Origin of the sequence: Oerskovia rustica (assembly GCF_014836555.1) — a bacterium.
GTDB classification, from domain to species: domain Bacteria; phylum Actinomycetota; class Actinomycetes; order Actinomycetales; family Cellulomonadaceae; genus Oerskovia; species Oerskovia rustica.
On record NZ_JACSQQ010000033.1, the window covers coordinates 18,055 to 33,458 of the forward strand.

The window sequence follows — 15,404 nt, forward strand, 5'->3', positions numbered from 1 at the left end:
CCCCCCGGGGCCGCGAGATGGCCGCAGCGCTCAGGCCGCCGTCAGGAGCTCGACCCCCGACGACGTAGCGCCACGAGCGTGGCCCCGGCGCCGACGAGCAGCACGGCCGCACCGGCGACCAGGCCGACCGTCGCACCCGTCGTCGCGAGCGCACCACGCGCGTGCTTCGTCGTCGCCTGGGGCGTCGCCTTGACCGTCGGCACCTTGGTCTGCGGGACGACCGAGGCGGGCGGCGTCGTGACGGGAGGCACCGTCGTCGGAGGCACCGTGGTGGGCGGCACCGTCGTCGGAGGGACCGGCGGGGCCGGCGGGTCCACGGGGGCGACGGGGTTGTCGAGCGCGACCTCGACCACGCCCTCCGCACCGACCGTGACCTGTGCACCACCCTCGACCGGGGTCACGCCCTCTCCCGAGAACACGGGCTCTCCCCAGGTCACCCCGTCGATCGCGGCGGGCGAGACCTCGCTCAGGGTCACCACGGTCCCGGCGGCGAGACCGGGGATCGTGACCGTCGCACCGTCGGTCACCGTGAGGCGACCCGACGTCGTCGCACCGTTCCGGTCCGTCGTGTAGTCGACGGTGAACTCGGTGCCCGCCAGGACCGACGCCGCACCCTCGCCCGTGACGTGCTTGGTCAGGCGGAGCTCGCCGTTGCCGTCACCGTCGCCGTCTCCACCGGCGGCCGCGTACTCGAGCACGCGCTGGTCGTCCCAGCCGGTGCTGCCCGCGACCTGGTTGGCGAAGGTGTCGCCGTCCTGCACGCCCACGGGCAGCGACATCCGGTACGTGAAGATGTACATGCGCGAGCCGTCCGTGACGGGGTCGACGAACGTCAGGTCGAACGACGAGCCGGCCACGTCCGGGGTGTAGACGTACCCGGTCCCGGGGCTGAGGCGTACCGCGCTCGAGCCGTAGTCACCGTTGTTCCAGTCGGCCAGGGGGACGTACGCGACGACGAGCGAGTCGTCGCGCATGGACAGCCGCGGGTCGTAGGTGTCGGTCACGACCACGGGGCCACCGGCCGACGCGGCCAGGAACTCGCTCGGCACGTAGACCTCCCAGACGGCGGTCCTGCCGTCCGTGCTGACCCAGCCGCCCTTGACGGGCTGCTCCGGGGCGGACCAGCCGCTCCCGGGGACGACCTCGCCACCCGGGACGGGGACCTCGATCACCATCTCGTTGCCCGTGGTGAACGTGAACGTGCCGCCCTCGCCCACGCTGCTGACCTGCGCGTAGAAGAACAGCGTGCCGTGGACGTTGGTCGCGGTCTCGACGTACGAGCTGAGCGTGCACGCGAAACCGTCCTGCGTGACGTCGCACGTCCCGACGACCGCACCGGCGGGCGTCTTGAGGTCGAACGTCTGCGCGAACCCCGTCACGCGGGGCGAGTCCGGGAACGCCAGGGTGAACGTGTCCCCCGCGTGCGAGCCGTCGGGCACGGCCCAGGTGGCCTCGATCCGCAGCGACTGCCACAGGTGGACCTCGTCCAGCGGCTGGGTGATCGTGACCGTCTTGATGGCGTCGAGCTCGGCGGCGGACGCCGTGCGGGGCATCGCGACGACGCCCACGAGCACGAGCAGGGCCGCGAGCGCCGTCGACAGCAGGCGCCACGCGAGCGTGGGGGGCCTCGTCGTGGGGGGCACGGCGAGCACCGCCGCGTGCCGGGGGGATCCGGCCTGAGTGTGGTTCGTCATGATGGGCTCCTCGGGTGGTGCCCGGCGGGCAGGGGGGTCGAGCCGTCGGGTCGCACGGACGGGTGGTCCGTGGTATTGGGGAGGACCACGGCGCGGCAGGGTCTTGACGCGAGATCCACGGATGTGTCGCACGTCACCTGCCTTCGGGGCCACGATGGAGACGTTCCGACCGAAGGGAGCTCCGATGGAGCCCGCCCCGTCCTCGCCCGGCCCACCCGCGCCCACCCGCTCGGGAACCGGTGCCGCGCCAGCGCTGCCCCCGGACGCACCTGACGGGACGGCGGCCTGGGCGCGAGACCTCGTCAAGACGTACGGCCAGGGCGAGACGGTCGTGCGTGCGCTCGACGGCGTCGACGTGGACTTCCGTGCGGCCGAGCTCACGGCGATCATGGGGCCGTCGGGCTCGGGGAAGTCGACGCTCATGCACTGCATGGCTGGCCTGGACTCACCGACGTCGGGTCGGGTCGTGATCGACGGGACCGAGGTGAGCCGACTCTCGCAGCGGCGCCTCACGGCCCTGCGGCGGACGCGGATCGGGTTCGTGTTCCAGTCCTACAACCTGGTCCCGACGCTCACCGCGGCGGAGAACATCACGCTCCCGCTCGACATCGCCCGGGTCCCCGTGGACCGGGCGTGGTTCGACGAGGTCGTGGGCGCGGTGGGGCTGGGCGACCGCCTGCACCACCGTCCGTCCGAGCTCTCGGGCGGGCAGCAGCAGCGGGTCGCGTGCGCGCGGGCCCTGGTCTCGCGGCCGTCCGTGGTGTTCGCCGACGAGCCGACGGGCAACCTCGACTCGCGGTCGTCCGCCGAGGTGCTGGGGTTCCTGCGGCGGTCGGTCGACGAGCTGGGGCAGACGGTCGTCATGGTCACGCACGACCCGCGCGCGGCCTCGTACGCGCACCGGGTCCTGTTCCTCACCGACGGGCGGATCACCGCCGACCTCGCGGCCCCGACGCGGCGCGACATCCTCGACACGCTCGGGCAGGCGGAGGAGGACTGATGCTGCGGGTCGCGCTGCGCGGGGTCCGGGCGCACCTCGTCCGCTTCGTGCTGTCGACGCTCGCCGTGATGCTCGGGGTCGCGTTCGTCGTGGGGACGTTCACGTTCCGCGCGATGCTGTCCTCGACGTTCGACGAGATCATCGCGACCACTCTCGTGGCCGACGTGTACGTGCGCGGCGCCGAGGAGATCGACGACTCCACCACGGCGGGCAGCACCTTCGGGACGCCACACTCCCCGGTCCCGGTCTCCCTCGCGGACACGGTCGCGGGGGTCGACGGCGTCGCTCGGGCTGTGCCCGACGCGTCGGGTCCGATCGTCCTGGTCGCGGCGGACGGCACGGCAGTCACGACGTCGGGCCCGCCGAGCATCGGGATCGCGGTGGGGCCCGACGAGCCGACCGTGACGCTCGCGAGCGGCGCGTGGCCCGTGGGGCCCGCCGAGATCGCCCTGGAGGAGAGCGCCGCGTCGGCCGCCGACCTGACCACCGGAGACACGACGACCGTGGTCCTGGCGGGCGCTCCCCAGCCCGTCACGGTCACGGGGGTCTTCGCGATCGAGGCGGCAGCGGCCGGCACGATCCTGGTGGGCCTCGACCCTGCGACCGCGCTCGCGACCTACGCCCCCGACGGCACGGTCCCCACGATCTCGGTCTACGCCGCGGGAGACGTGTCCGAGGAGGTGCTCGCCGAGCGCGTGGCCGAGGTCCTCCCGGCGGGCGCCGAGTCCCTCACGGGCGAGGCAGTGCGCGAGGAGGCCCGCCAGGGGGTCGAGCAGATCCTCGGGTTCATCGAGACGTTCCTGCTGGTCTTCGCCGCGATCGCGCTGTTCGTGGGGGCGTTCATCATCGCCAACACGTTCGCGATGTCGGTGCGCGAGCGTCAGCGCGAGTTCGCCCTGCTGCGGGCGCTGGGGGCCTCGCCCGCGCAGGTGTTCGCGTCCATCCTGGCGCAGGCCGTCGCGGTCGGGGTGCTCGGCGCGGCGACGGGCGTGGTGCTGGGCCGGGTGCTGGTCAGCGGCCTGCGCGCGGTGTTCGGCTCGACGGGCATGGAGCTGTCGGGGCGTGTGCCGCTGAGCGCGACCTCGGTCGTGGTCGCGATCTCGCTGGGTGTCCTGGTGAGCGTCGTCGCGGCCGCGGTCCCGGGCCGCCGCGCGGCCCTCACTCCCCCGGTCCAGGCCATGCACGACGACGTCGCACCGGACCGCGGGACCGGCACCCGGGCGGTCCTCGGGCTCGTGCTGACGGTGCTCGGCGCGGGGCTCCTGGTCCTGGCCTCGCGGCTCGGGAGCTCGGCCTCGGCCGACCCGACCGGGTGGGCCCTGGTCGACGACCTCAACCCCCGGGTCCTGCTCGCGGTCGGCGCGAGCGCGGCGCTCGTGGGCGTCCTCGTCCTGTCCCCCGCGATCGCCGGCGCCGTGATCACGGTGCTGGCCGTGCCGGCGGTCGCGGCGATCCGGCCTCTCGGCCGCCTGGCGCGCGGCAACGTCACGCGCAGCCCGCGCCGCACCTCGAACACCGCGGGGGCGCTGCTGATCGGGATGGCGCTCGTGAGCGCGACCGGGGTCATCGCGGCCTCGACGCAGGCCTCGGTCCGGTCGATCGTCGACGAGCAGATGCGGGCCGACTACGTGGTCCAGGGTGCCGCGGCCACGGGCGCGCTCCCCCCGGGGGTCACCGATGCCGTGACCGGGCTCCCCGCCGTCGGGCAGGCGCTCCCGCTGCGGCTCGGGACGCTCGACGTCGACGGCGAGCCCAGCGGGGCCACGGTCGTGCCGCCCGGGTTCTTCACCGAGGCCCTCGACGCTCCCGTGGTCGAGGGCGACCCCGACCAGGCCCTCGCCGACGGCGAGGCGGTGGTCCGCCGGACCGCGGCCCGGGACAAGGGGTGGGCGGTCGGCGACTCCTTGACCCTCACGAGCGACGACGGCACCCGGACCCAGGACGTGCAGGTCGGGGCGATCATCGACACCCAGGTGATCTCGTCCGACCTGGTCCTCGCCGACGCGACGTACGCGGACGTGGGGGCCACGGAGATCCCGACGTACGCCGTGTACGTCACGGCCGCCCCGGGGACCTCGACCACCGAGCTGCGCGCCGCGCTCACCGAGGCCGTCAAGCCGTTCCTCGTCGTCTCGGTGCTCGACCGCGAGGAGCTCGCCAACGCGGCCGCGGCGCAGGTGGACCAGGTGCTCGTGATCCTCTACGCGCTGCTCGGGCTGTCGATCGTCATCGCGCTGCTCGGCATCGTCAACACGCTCGCGCTGTCGATCATCGAGCGCACGCGGGAGATCGGGCTGCTGCGGGCCGTGGGGCTCGGGCGCCTCCAGCTCGCGGGCATCATCACGATCGAGTCGGTCCTGACCGCGGTCTACGGGACGGTGCTGGGCGTGCTCACGGGCATCGCGATCGCGGCCGCCCTGCCGGGGGTGCTCGCCGAGCAGGGCCTCACGAGCCTCGCGATCCCCTGGGGGCAGGTGCTCGCGGTCCTGGGGCTCGCGGTCGTGATCGGTCTCGTCGCGAGCGTCTGGCCTGGCATCCGGGCCTCGCGCCTGCCCGTGCTGGAGGCCGTCACGGTCGACTGACGCGCCACGTCTCGGACCGCGGGACGACGACGGACGTCACACGGCCCCACCGGGCGGTCGGGCGTGCCTCGACATAGCGTCGAGGTGTCGGCGGTCCGCGAGGAGCGACCCTCCGTGCGCGTCCGGCGACGCCCTGTCCAGCACTTCGAGGAGGTCCCCATGTCCGAGGTCCCGATCCGCACCCTCATCAGCCCCCTGCGCTACGTGCAGTCGCGCGGCGCGCTGTCCCGGCTCGGTGAGTTCGTCGCCCCGATCGGTACCAAGCCGCTCCTGGTGGCCGACGACGTGGTCTGGGAGATCGTCGAGGACACCGTCGCCGAGTCGTTCCAGGCCGCGAACCTCCGCCGCGAGCGCGAGGGCTTCGGCACGTACGCGACCGCGGCGGCCGTCGACCATCTCGCACGGCGCATCCGCGAGAGCGGCGCCGACGTGATCGTGGGCATCGGTGGCGGCAGCACGATCGACGCGGTCAAGGCCGCCGGACACCTCGAGGGCATCCGCTGGGTCTCGGTACCGACCGTCGCGTCGACCGACGCCCCCTGCTCCGCCCTGTCGGTCATCTACACCGACGAGGGCGCGTTCGAGGAGTACCGCTTCTTCCCGCACAACCCCGACCTGGTCCTCGTGGACACCCAGCTCGTCGCGAACGCCCCGGTGAGGTTCCTCGTCGCGGGCATCGGCGACGCGCTCGCCACGTGGATCGAGGCCCGTGCCGTGGCCAAGGCCAACGCGACGACCATGGCGGGCGGCCTGCCGCTCATCACGGGCACCGCGCTCGCCGAGCTCTCCTGGAAGATCCTGTGGGAGAACTCGCTGCCCGCGATCGAGGCCGTCAAGGAGCACCTCGTCACGCCCGCGGTCGACGCCGTGGTCGAGGCCAACACCCTGCTGTCCGGGCTGGGCTTCGAGTCGGGTGGCCTCGCGGCGGCCCACGCGGTCCACAACGGGCTCACGGCCGCGCCGCAGACCCACGGCCTCACGCACGGCCAGAAGGTCAACATCGGCTCGCTGACCCAGCTCGTGCTGGAGGGGGCGCCGTCGCAGGAGATCCGCGACTTCGTGGAGTTCACGACGCGCGTCGGGCTGCCCAACACGCTCACCGAGATCGGGCTCACGACCGCCGACGTGGGCGACCTGCGCCGCGTCGCCGAGGCCGCGACCGCCCCGGGCGAGACCATCCACGCGATGCCCTTCGAGGTCCGCGTGCCCGAGCTCGTCGACGCGCTGCGCTCGATCGAGGGGCTGTCGCGCGCGATCCGCGCGGACGCGGGCCTGCCCGAGCCGGTCAAGCACACGCACCACTGACCCGGTCACCCCGCCACCCCGGCCGAGGTAGACCCGTGTGCGCGAGGTAGACCTCCGGGAGGTCTACCTCGCGCACACGGGTCTACCTCGGCGTCGTGCAGACGTCGGCGTGAGCCGACGACCGCTACTTCTTCTCGGCCGGCGCCTTCTTGGCCGGGGCCTTCTTCGCGGCAGGCTTCTTGGCCGGAGCCTTGCGGGCCGGGGCCTTCTTCTTCGCCGGGCCGGCGGCGCGCTTCTCCGCGAGGAGCTCGATGGCCTTCTCCGGCGTGATCGACTCGGGCGTCAGGTCGCGCGGCAGCGTCCGGTTGGTCTCACCGTCCGTGACGTACGCGCCGAAGCGGCCGTCCTTGACCACGATGGGCTTGCCCGACGTCGGGTCGTCCCCGAGCTCGCGCAGCGGCGGGGTGGCCGTGGCTCCACGACCGCGCTTGGGCTGCTTGTACAGCTCGAGCGCCTCCTCGAGGGTGACCGTGAACATGGCCTCCTCGGACGGGAGGGTGCGCGAGTCCGTGCCCTTCTTGAGGTACGGGCCGTACCGACCGTTCTGCGCGGTGATCTCGACGCCCGTCTCCGGGTCCGTGCCCACGACGCGCGGCAGCGACAGCAGGCGCAGCGCGTCCTCGAGCGTCACGGTGTCGAGGCTCATGTCCTTGAGCAGCGACGCCGTGCGGGGCTTGGGCAGCGCGGCCTTGGCCTTCTTGAGCGCCGCGGCCGACAGACCCTCGTCGAACTTCGGCTCGGGGAGCTGCTCGGTCACGTACGGGCCGTAGCGTCCCGCGCGGGCCACGACGGGGTTCCCCGACTCGGGGTCGGTGCCGAGGATCCGGCCGTCGTCGGCACCCGCGGCAAGGAGCTCGCGCGCCTTGTCGACCGTGAGCTCGTCGGGGGCCAGGTCGTCGGGCACCGAGGCACGCGGCGGGTTCTCGCCCTCCTTGACCGGGACGGACAGATCTTCCACGTACGGCCCGTACCGACCGACGCGGAGCTGGATGCCCTCGCCGATCTGGACCGAGTTGATGTCGCGCGCGTCGATCTCGCCGAGGTCCTCGACGAGCTGGCGCAGCCCCTCGCCCTCCTCACGGCCCGTGCCGTCCCCGAAGTAGAAGCGGGTCAGCCAGGCGACGCGGTCCTTGTCGCCGGCCGCGATCGCGTCGAGGTCCGCCTCCATCTCCGCGGTGAAGTCGTAGTCGATGAGCCACTCGAAGTGCTCCTCCAGGAGCCGGATCACGGCGAACGCGAGCCAGCTCGGCACGAGGGCCTGACCGCGCGGCAGCACGTACCCGCGGTCCTGGACCGTCGAGATGGTCGACGCGTACGTGGACGGGCGTCCGATGCCGCGCTCCTCGAGGGCCTTGATGAGACTGGCCTCGGTGTAGCGCGGGGGTGCGGACGTCGAGTGCCCGTCGGCCGTGAGGTCGCGCCCGTCGAGCAGGTCCCCCTCGCCCATCTGGGGCAGGCGGGCGTCCTCGTCGTTGCGACGACGGCCGGACTTCGCGGGGGTGCCGTCGGCCGTCTCCGCACCGTCGTCGGTCCCCTCCTCGTACGCGGCGAGGAAGCCGCGGAACGAGATGACCGTGCCGGAGGCCGCGAACACGGCCTCGGGGGCCGGGCCGTCCGGCACGAACGTCTTGCCCGAGAGCGGCGCCACCACGGTCAGGCCGATCGGCGCAGCAAGCCGCACCGACGCCGTCGACCCCTTGGCGTCCGCCATCTGCGAGGCGACCGTGCGCTTCCAGATGAGCTCGTACAGCTTGAACTGGTCGCCGCTGATCTCGCGGGCGACCTGGGCCGGGGTGCGGAACGAGTCGCCGGCGGGGCGGATGGCCTCGTGGGCCTCCTGCGCGCCCTTCGCCTTCGACGCGTAGGCGCGCGGCGCACCGGGCACGAACTCGGGCCCGTACAGCTCGGCGGCCTGGCGCCGCGCGGCGTCCGTGGCCTCGGCCGACAGCGACGGGGAGTCCGTACGCATGTAGGTGATGTAGCCGTTCTCGTACAGCGCCTGCGCGGTGCGCATCGTCTGCCGCGAGTTGAAGCGGAGCTTGCGGCTCGCCTCCTGCTGGAGCGTCGACGTCGTGAACGGCGCGGCCGGACGGCGCGTGTACGGCTTGGTCTCGAGGCTGCGGACCGCGAAGTCGGCCCCCTCGAGCCCACCGACCACGAGCGAGGCAGCCTGCTCGTCGAGCTGGACCACGCCGTCGCGTGCCGCCGCGGGCTTGAGCTGCCCACGGTCGTCGAAGTCGCGGCCCGAGGCGACGCGGGCGCCGCCGAACTGGACCAGGCGGGCGTCGAAGCTCTTGTCGGCGTCCTCGGCGGTCTTGTCGGCGAGCGAGAACGTGCCGGACACGTCCCAGTACTCGGCGGCGACGAAGGCCATGCGCTCGCGCTCGCGCTCGACGACCAGGCGCGTCGCGACCGACTGGACACGCCCCGCGGACAGCCCCTGGCGGACCTTGCGCCACAGGACCGGCGAGACCTCGTAGCCGTACAGACGGTCGAGGATGCGGCGCGTCTCCTGGGCGTCGACCAGGTGCTCGTCGAGGTCGCGCGTGTTCTCGAGCGCACGCTCGATGGCCTCGCGGGTGATCTCGTGGAAGACCATGCGGTGCACGGGGACCTTGGGCTTGAGCTCCTCGAGCAGGTGCCACGCGATGGCCTCGCCCTCGCGGTCCTCGTCGGTCGCGAGGTAGAGCTCGTCGGCGTTCTTCAGGGCGCGCTTGAGCTCCGCGACCTTCTTCTTCTTGTCCGCGTAGACCTCGTAGTAGGGCTCGAAGCCCTCGTCGACGTTGACCGCGAACTTGCCGAACGGCCCCTTCTTCATGTCGGCGGGCAGCTCGGACGGCTGCGGGAGGTCGCGGATGTGCCCGACGCTCGACTCCACCTCGAAGTCGTCACCGAGGTAGCCCTGGATCTTGCGTGCCTTCGTGGGGGACTCCACGATGACGAGCTTGCGACCTGAGGACATCCGTTCCTGCTTTCCGTTGCTGCTGGTGTGGCTCGTGCCCGGAGCGATCTCCGGGTGGGCCGAGGTGCTGAGGTGGGGTCCGGCGTCGGGCTGGGGCATGGCCCACGACCCCAGCGTCCCGTTCCCACCGGCAGCCTATGACGTTACGCCACTGGCGCCAGGCGGCACCTTATCCGTTGTGGAGGGCCCCCGTGGCAGGGGCTCGCGGTCGTCGTGGACGCCCCCGCAGGGCGTGCCGTCCCCCGACCTGTGGGCGACAGTCATCTCCCGGGACGGGACGTCGCCTGGCGGAGCAGGAGCAGCACGGCGAAAGAGATCGCCGTCGCGGCGACCACCCCCAGCGCCCCGCCCACGTACGCGGTGGTCTCGGCGAGGTCGGTCATGTCCCAGCTCGCGGGATAGACCTCGCGCAGGCACCACGCGGCACCGAGCATCGCCGCTCCGGCCCCCAGGAACAGGAGCACGGCCACGACGACCGAGCCGGGGTAGGCGCTGCTGCCACGTGCGGGGACGGGGTCGAGCGCGCTCGCGGGGGTGAGCGCGAGCGCGAGCGCGGTCCACGCCGTCACGACGAGGATCGCCGCGACCACGTCGCTCGGTCGGTGCCAGTGACCGATCAGGGTCGAGACTCCCGTGGCCGCCGTGTACGTCCCCCCCAGGACGGCGACGACCGGGCGCGCCGCCCGCGGGACCGCGAGCAGCAGCGCGACCGCGACCGAGGCGGCGACCGTGGTGTGCCCGCTGGGCAGCGTGTTCCCCACGCCCCACCCGCCGCCGATCAGGTCCGGTCGGTCGAGGACCGACTTCTTGAGGAACTGGGTCGTGACGTTCGACCCGACCACGACGAACGCGACCTGGACGGCGAGCCCCCAGCGACGACGGAGCAGCGCGATCCCCATGGCCGTCCCCAGGCCCAGCACGACGAAGCTGACCGAGACGACGTCGAGCACGGGCTCCCCGAGAGCCCACAGCGTGCCGCGTCCGTAGTCGGAGCCGCGCAGCGCCGCCTGGTCCAGGTGCTGCCCCGCCTCGGACGCGACGAAGTACTGCCAGACCTGCCACACGAGGACCACCGAGACGAGAGCCGTCAGGCTCGCCGCGACACGCGCCCCGACGTGCGTCGCGCCCGTGCTCGGCGCGTGCACGGGGCGTGCACCGACGGCCCGCGGGGGTGCCAGCGGGCGTGCGGTCGGCTGCGTCGTCGAAGGAGGAGGGAAGGTCACCCGTCCACCGTAGGTCACCGCGTGTGGGGATCCGGCAAAGAGAACGGGCAGGTCAGGGCGTGGCGGTGGGTGGTCTTTCACACGTCGGCCGGGAGCGCCCTGCGACGCGCACGAGCTGGCCGGCACCCGACGCGGGGTACCGGCCGGCTCTGCTCGCGGGGACGACCGGGCGTCCCCGCGACCGAGGAGTCGCCTGGGATCATCGACCCTGGCGTGCGTGGCTCGCGTCAGACGCGCAGCTCCGCGGGGACCTCGCCGTGCCCGTCGTGGAGCAGGCACGCGACCGACCGTCCCGGTTCGCCGACGCCGGGCAGCCCCAGCGACGTGGGGCCCAGCGCGGGGTGGACGTCGGCGCACGCGTCCATGACGTGCGCGCAGCGCGGCCGGAACGGGCACCCGGTCGGCAGGGCCTGGAGGTCGGGCGGCGAGCCCGGGATGCCGACGAGCGGGCGCTTGGGCCCGTGCAGGGGCGGGAACGAGTTGAGCAGCCCGTGCGTGTACGGGTGGCGCGGGCGCCGGTACACGTCGCTCGCAGACGCCTGCTCGACGATCTCGCCCGCGTACATGATCGCGATCCGGTCGGCGACCTCGATGAGCAGCGACACGTCGTGCGTGATGAACACGACCGAGAAGCCCAGGCGGTCGCGCAGCTCGATGATCTGCTCGACGATCTGACGCTGCATGACGACGTCGAGCGCCGTGGTGGGCTCGTCCATGATGAGCACCTTGGGCTCGAGCGCGAGCGCCATCGCGATCATGACGCGCTGGCGCATGCCGCCCGAGAGCTGGTGCGGGTACGCCGAGATGCGGTCCTTCGCGATCCCGACCATGGACAGCAGCTCGGCGGCCCGGTCGTTGCGGTCGGTGCGCGACATGCCGGGGCGGTGCGCCGCGATCGCGTCGGTGAGCTGCTTGCCGACCCGGTAGACCGGGTTGAGCGAGTTCATGGCGCCCTGGAACACGATCGCGGTGTCCTGCCAGCGCGATCGCCGCAGCTCCTTGTCGCTCATGCGCAGGATGTCGACGGGCTCGCCGCCCGTGCTCCCCACGCCCCCGTGGAACAGCACCTCGCCGCCCGTGATGAGGCCGGGCGGGGGCAGGAGGCGGGTCGCGGCGTAGACGAGGGTCGACTTGCCGCAGCCCGACTCGCCCGCGATCCCCAGGACCTCGCCCTCGTGCAGCGTGAGGTTCACCCCGCGCAGCGCGCGCACGGGCTCGGGGCCGTAGCCGTAGGCGACGTGCAGGTCGCGGATCTCGAGCACGGGTCTGCTCGTCCCGGTGGAGGCGCCCACGGGGGAAAGGTCGGTGACGGTCATCGGGCGTTCTCCTTGCGTGCGGTCGTGCCGTCGGTGTCGCGGTCGTCGCGCGTGCTCCCCGGGGTGCCCGGCCCGCCCGGGGTGGGCGTGCCCCTGCCCGACGGCGTCGCACCGGTCGGGGCGGTCGACGCACCCGGGCGCGTGGCGCCGTCGGGCCTGCTGGTCGTGGCGCCCGCGGCGGGAGCCCCCTCGCGGACCACGGCCGTGAAGCCGATGCGCGGCGAGATGCGGCGCCTGCGCAGGGCGCGCGGGCTCGCGCCCGTCGAGCGCAGGCGCGGGTTGACGAACTCGTCGATGCCGAAGTTGATGAGGGTCAGCGCCATGCCGAGCATCGCGATGCACAGGCCTGCCGGGACGAACCACCACCACGCGCCGCGCGACAGGGCCTGCTGCTGCTCGGCCCAGAAGAGGATCGTGCCCCAGTTCCAGTCCGAGATCGACGTGACGCCGATGAACGCGAGCGTCGTCTGCATGAGGATCGCGAAGGTCACGGTGCCCACGAAGCTCGACGCCATGATGGCCGTCAGGTTGGGCAAGGTCTCGAACCACACGATGCGCCACGTCGACTCGCCGTTGGCGCGCGCAGCCTCGACGAAGTCGCGACGGCGCAGCGACAGGGTCTGGGCGCGCAGGATGCGTGCACCCCATGCCCAGCTCGTCGCGGCCAGGATGAGCGCGACCGTCAGCCCGCCCGCGTCGGGCAGCTGGCCCGCGACGATGATGATGAGCGGCAGGGCGGGGATGACGAGGAAGATGTTCGACAGCGACGAGAGCAGCTCGTCGCTCACGCCGCCCAGGAAGCCCGCGCTCACGCCCACGAGGATCGACAGGAGCGTCGCCCCGATGCCCGCGACGAAACCGACGATCATGACGCCGCGCGTGCCCACCAGGATCTGGGAGAACACGTCCTGGCCCACGTGCGTGGTGCCCAGCCAGTGCGCGCCGCTCGGGGGCTGCAGGACGTCGGGCGACATGGCGCTCGGGTCGTAGGGCGCGATCCACGGGCCGATCACCGCGAGGATCGCGAAGAACCCCAGGATCGCGAGCCCGGTGAAGGACTTGCCGTTGCGCAGGAAGAGGAGCTTCTGCTTCTTGCGCGTCCCCTTGCGGCGCCGGGGCACCTCGGGGGCGAGCGGCTCGGAGCCGGTGTCGAGCTGGGCGTGGTCCATCTGGACGGGGATGCCGGTCATCTTCTCAGCCCTCCTGTCGGGTGCGCGGGTCGAGGACCACGTAGGCGAGGTCGGCGAGGATGTTCGCCACGAGGACGGACAGCGTGATCATGAGGAAGATGCCCTGCATGAGGGGGTAGTCGTGCGCGCCGATCGCCTGCAGGAGCGTGAAGCCCACACCCTGGTAGGAGAAGACCTTCTCCATGACGAGCGTCCCCGACACGATGAAGCCGAGGGACAGCGCGAAGCCCGAGACCTGCGGCAGGATCGCGTTGCGGGCCGCGTACCCGAACATCACGCGACGCTCCGAGAGGCCCTTGGCCTGCGCGACCGTGACGTAGTCCTCCGAGGTGACCGTGACCGTCATGTTCCGCATGCCGAGGATCCAGCCCGCGACCGACGACAGCACGATCGTGATCGCGGGCAGTGTGCCGTGCTGGATCACGGAGCTGATGAACTCCCAGTTCCACCCGGGCACGAGCCCCGGCTGGTAGGCGCCCGACGACGGGAAGATCGACCACGTCACCGAGAAGAGCATGATCGCGACCAGACCCAGCCAGAAGTACGGCACGGACGAGAAGAAGGTGGTGATCGGCAGGAGACCGTCAGCCCATGACCCGCGGCGCCAGCCGATGACCACGCCGAGGAACGAGCCGAGCAGGAAGCTGATGACCGTCGCGATGCCGACCAGGCCGATGGTCCACGGCAGGGCCTGCGCGATGACCTCGCTCACGGTGCTCGGGAAGAGCATGATCGACAGGCCCAGGTCGCCCGAGAAGAGCATCTTCCAGTAGTCGACGTACTGCTCCCAGAGCGAGGCGCCGCTGTCGAGCCCGAACAGGACGTACAGCGACTCGCGGGCCTCCGAGCTGATGCGGCCCTGGTTCTTGTTGATGAAGGACGACACCGGGTCGCCGTCCATCATGCGCGGGATGAAGAAGTTGATCGTGATGGCCGCCCACGCGGTGATCACGTAGAAGACGATGCGTCGCAGGAAGTACTTCATGCCGACACCCCCACTCGTGCAGCGCCGAGCACGGGGAGCAGGTCCCGCTCGGCAGGTTCGACGTCGGACGCTTCCACGTAGCCCCAGCAGGCGACCTTGCGGCCGTCGCCCACGGGCACGAGGGCGGGGACCGTGCTCCGGCACAGGTCCGTCGCGAACGGGCAGCGCGGGCTGAAGCGGCAGCCCTCGGGCGGGCGGACCATCGACGGCGGCTCGCCGTTCGCGCCCGTGCGGTCCTGCGCCGCGAGGTTCTCGGGGTCGGGGGCCGAGCGCACCAGGAGCTGCGTGTAGGGGTGCGCGGGCTCCTGCGTCACGAGCTCGCTCTCGCCGTGCTCGACGATGCGGCCCGCGTACATGACGCGGGTCTCGTCGGCGAAGTACCGGGCCGAGGCGATGTCGTGCGTGATGTAGAGGATCGCGATGCCGAGGCGGTCGCGCAGGTCCTTGAGGAGGTTGAGGATGCCGATGCGGATCGACACGTCGAGCATCGAGATGGGCTCGTCGGCGAGCAGGACCTCGGGGTCGGCGGCCAGGGCACGGGCGATCGCGACACGCTGGCGCTGCCCGCCCGAGAGCTCGTGCGGGTACTTGTCGACGTACCGCTCGGGCTGGAGCTGCACCCTGTTGAGCAACGCCTCCAGGGCGTCCTCGAGCGCCTGCCCGCGCAGCTTCGGCTGGTGGATCCGCAGCGAGCGCGTGAGCGTGTAGCGGATCGTGTGGACCGGGTTCAGCGAGCCGAACGGGTCCTGGAAGATCATCTGGACGCGCCGGCAGTACCGGCGGAACGCCCGGCCGCGGTGCGCGGTCACGGGCTCGCCGTGCAGCAGGATCTCGCCCGACGTCTGCGTGTACAGACGGGCGAGGAGCCGGGCGATGGTCGACTTGCCGGAGCCGGACTCCCCCACGAGCGCGACGACCTGGCCGCTGCGCAGCGAGACGTCGACGCCGTCGACCGCGTGCACGACGGCGTGGGACCGCAGCCCCTTGACGGGAAAGTGCTTGGTGAGCCCGCGGGCCTCGAGGACGGGCACGTCGGGCGGGGGCGCGGGGGCGTGGTACGTGTCGGAACTCATGGGTGAACCTGACTGCTGGGGGGAACGGGGTGGAGTCAGCGCTGACCGGCTGCTCGCGAGGGGGCGGGGGCCGT

Annotated in this window: 10 protein-coding genes; 3 read left to right on the plus strand and 7 right to left on the minus strand. The window is 72.4% G+C overall.

Features of this window, described 5'->3' with window-relative positions:
• Nucleotides 1-41: 41 nt before the first annotated feature.
• Entirely contained in the window at nucleotides 42-1,694 is a 1,653-nt protein-coding gene (locus tag H9652_RS15990; protein ID WP_191797240.1) for a DUF5979 domain-containing protein, read from the minus strand.
• Nucleotides 1,695-1,878: 184 nt separating this feature from the next.
• Between H9652_RS15990 and H9652_RS15995 the strand changes: the two genes are divergently transcribed.
• From H9652_RS15995 to H9652_RS16005, 3 genes are all read left to right on the plus strand, one after another.
• Nucleotides 1,879-2,694 carry an ABC transporter ATP-binding protein gene (locus H9652_RS15995; protein ID WP_191797242.1) on the plus strand — a complete coding sequence of 272 codons (816 nt, stop codon included), beginning with the start codon at nucleotides 1,879-1,881 and terminating at the stop codon, nucleotides 2,692-2,694.
• Nucleotides 2,694-5,276: an ABC transporter permease gene (locus H9652_RS16000; RefSeq protein ID WP_191797244.1), complete on the plus strand. Its 2,583-nt coding sequence runs from the start codon at nucleotides 2,694-2,696 to the stop codon at nucleotides 5,274-5,276. Before H9652_RS15995 ends, H9652_RS16000 begins: the two co-directional genes overlap by 1 nt.
• Before the next feature lie 159 nt (nucleotides 5,277-5,435).
• Nucleotides 5,436-6,581: a glycerol dehydrogenase gene (locus H9652_RS16005; protein ID WP_191797246.1), complete on the plus strand. Its 1,146-nt coding sequence runs from the start codon at nucleotides 5,436-5,438 to the stop codon at nucleotides 6,579-6,581.
• 124 nt (nucleotides 6,582-6,705) lie between these two features.
• Here H9652_RS16005 and topA read toward each other — a convergent pair whose 3' ends face one another.
• From topA to H9652_RS16035, 6 genes are all read right to left on the minus strand, one after another.
• A complete protein-coding gene (gene topA, locus H9652_RS16010) occupies nucleotides 6,706-9,543 on the minus strand; it encodes a type I DNA topoisomerase (RefSeq protein ID WP_191797248.1) in 2,838 nt (945 codons plus the stop codon).
• Between the two features lie 260 nt (nucleotides 9,544-9,803).
• Nucleotides 9,804-10,766, minus strand: coding sequence for a phosphatase PAP2 family protein (locus tag H9652_RS16015; RefSeq protein ID WP_318244214.1), 963 nt, complete (start codon nucleotides 10,764-10,766; stop codon nucleotides 9,804-9,806).
• Between the two features lie 227 nt (nucleotides 10,767-10,993).
• The gene (locus H9652_RS16020) at nucleotides 10,994-12,082 is read right to left on the minus strand and encodes an ABC transporter ATP-binding protein (RefSeq protein WP_191797253.1); all 1,089 of its coding nucleotides are present in this window, start codon (nucleotides 12,080-12,082) and stop codon (nucleotides 10,994-10,996) included.
• Nucleotides 12,079-13,272, minus strand: a complete 1,194-nt coding sequence (locus tag H9652_RS16025; protein ID WP_225228342.1) for an ABC transporter permease — start codon at nucleotides 13,270-13,272, stop codon at nucleotides 12,079-12,081. The genes H9652_RS16020 and H9652_RS16025 overlap by 4 nt, the downstream gene beginning before the upstream one ends.
• A gap of 4 nt (nucleotides 13,273-13,276) precedes the next feature.
• Nucleotides 13,277-14,257: an ABC transporter permease gene (locus tag H9652_RS16030; protein WP_191791805.1), complete on the minus strand. Its 981-nt coding sequence runs from the start codon at nucleotides 14,255-14,257 to the stop codon at nucleotides 13,277-13,279.
• On the minus strand, nucleotides 14,254-15,330 hold the full coding sequence (locus tag H9652_RS16035) for an ABC transporter ATP-binding protein (RefSeq protein WP_191797255.1): 1,077 nt from the start codon (nucleotides 15,328-15,330) through the stop codon (nucleotides 14,254-14,256). The genes H9652_RS16030 and H9652_RS16035 overlap by 4 nt, the downstream gene beginning before the upstream one ends.
• Nucleotides 15,331-15,404 lie beyond the last annotated feature (74 nt).

Bases quoted from the DNA above. Each gene is read 5' to 3' on its own strand.
- H9652_RS16025 (WP_225228342.1), bottom strand. From the start codon at position 13,272: ATGACCGGCATCCCCGTCCAGATGGACCACGCCCAGCTCGACACCGGC.
- H9652_RS15995 (WP_191797242.1), top strand. From the start codon at position 1,879: ATGGAGCCCGCCCCGTCCTCGCCCGGCCCACCCGCGCCCACCCGCTCG.
- H9652_RS16000 (WP_191797244.1), top strand. From the start codon at position 2,694: ATGCTGCGGGTCGCGCTGCGCGGGGTCCGGGCGCACCTCGTCCGCTTC.
- topA (WP_191797248.1), bottom strand. From the start codon at position 9,543: ATGTCCTCAGGTCGCAAGCTCGTCATCGTGGAGTCCCCCACGAAGGCA.
- H9652_RS15990 (WP_191797240.1), bottom strand. From the start codon at position 1,694: ATGACGAACCACACTCAGGCCGGATCCCCCCGGCACGCGGCGGTGCTC.
- H9652_RS16030 (WP_191791805.1), bottom strand. From the start codon at position 14,257: ATGAAGTACTTCCTGCGACGCATCGTCTTCTACGTGATCACCGCGTGG.
- H9652_RS16035 (WP_191797255.1), bottom strand. From the start codon at position 15,330: ATGAGTTCCGACACGTACCACGCCCCCGCGCCCCCGCCCGACGTGCCC.
- H9652_RS16005 (WP_191797246.1), top strand. From the start codon at position 5,436: ATGTCCGAGGTCCCGATCCGCACCCTCATCAGCCCCCTGCGCTACGTG.
- H9652_RS16020 (WP_191797253.1), bottom strand. From the start codon at position 12,082: ATGACCGTCACCGACCTTTCCCCCGTGGGCGCCTCCACCGGGACGAGC.